Origin of the sequence: Spirosoma utsteinense, assembly GCF_014282275.1 — a bacterium.
Classification (GTDB): domain Bacteria; phylum Bacteroidota; class Bacteroidia; order Cytophagales; family Spirosomataceae; genus Spirosoma; species Spirosoma utsteinense.
Genome location: NZ_VFIA01000150.1, coordinates 1 through 1,085 on the forward strand (window position 1 = coordinate 1; position 1,085 = coordinate 1,085).

Consider the following 1,085-nt stretch of genomic DNA (forward strand, 5'->3'; position numbering starts at 1 on the left):
GGCGACATTAGTCTGCTGTTTTTCAAGCTGTTGCAGTTCGTCAACGGTCTGGCTGATTTTAGCAGCGTAATCCATAACCAAAGATACGACTTATTGAATTTGATTTAGTATAAGAGTGCAAATAAAAATAGTGCTTATATCTTTATTTATTCCCTTAACACAGTTCATGTTATCTGACTTCGTTAAGAAACAGCCTGAGAACAATGCCTCACCTTTTATTGTAAAATTTAGTGTGGTTATTTCTTATCAAGCTGGTAATGTAACCCCAATTGCCAATTCTGATTGGTTAAATAAAAAAAATTGGATTTATAATAAGCTGTAAGCCCTTCAAAATAACTAACGCTTAAACCCACTCGGTAAAACTGGTAGCTACCACGACCCATTAACCCAAATTCAAACCGACGATTTGCTGATTTACTTTGTGAAGTCTCCGCTCCGTTTATTGATCTGTCAATCAACCAATTAATTTGAGGTCCGATTAAGAAACGCAAGTTTTTAATAGGTGTAATACCAACCATTGGGGTAATACTTAAGTAGCGAAAAGCATTACCGAATTTCTCATCAGGAAAGGCATTTTTCACTGTATGTCCTTTTTGCTGATAGGTAAACTCTATCTGACTAGTGACTAAAGGGGATAAAGAATGCTCATAGCTAATACCGGCATAAAATCCCGGTTTTGGCTCAAAATCTGGGAGGCCGATTAGGTAGTAAGTCGTTCGGGTAAATGTAGGGGTGGAATACAAATAACCAGCTTGGATACTAAACTGACTTACTGACTGGGAGCGCGCAGATAAATTTCCTAAGAGCATACTAATGAGTAAAAATGCGATGGATTTCATATTCATACCGTTTTGACCAAAGTAAGAAAGACTTTTGCTCACGATTTATCCTACGAAATAAGAACTGGATGAGAGTTTTATTCTGTTGTAAACGTGGTAATAGGTAACGCTATCTTAAGCGCATGGACGTAATTACTCTTAGAGTATGTTTGGGACTATTATTTGGCCAGCCTATTGAGCAGGATTGAAATAAAGCCAATTCGTAGCATAGCCTCCGAACTTTCTATGGTTTTGTCTACGTCTCGG

1 protein-coding gene is annotated in these 1,085 nt (G+C 37.6%); it reads right to left on the reverse strand.

The window, feature by feature from the left end; translation table 11 throughout:
* Window positions 1-236 precede the first annotated feature (236 nt).
* On the reverse strand, window positions 237-839 hold the full coding sequence (locus tag FH603_RS28185) for an outer membrane beta-barrel protein (protein WP_186742707.1): 603 nt from the start codon (window positions 837-839) through the stop codon (window positions 237-239).
* Between the last annotated feature and the right edge of the window lie 246 nt (window positions 840-1,085).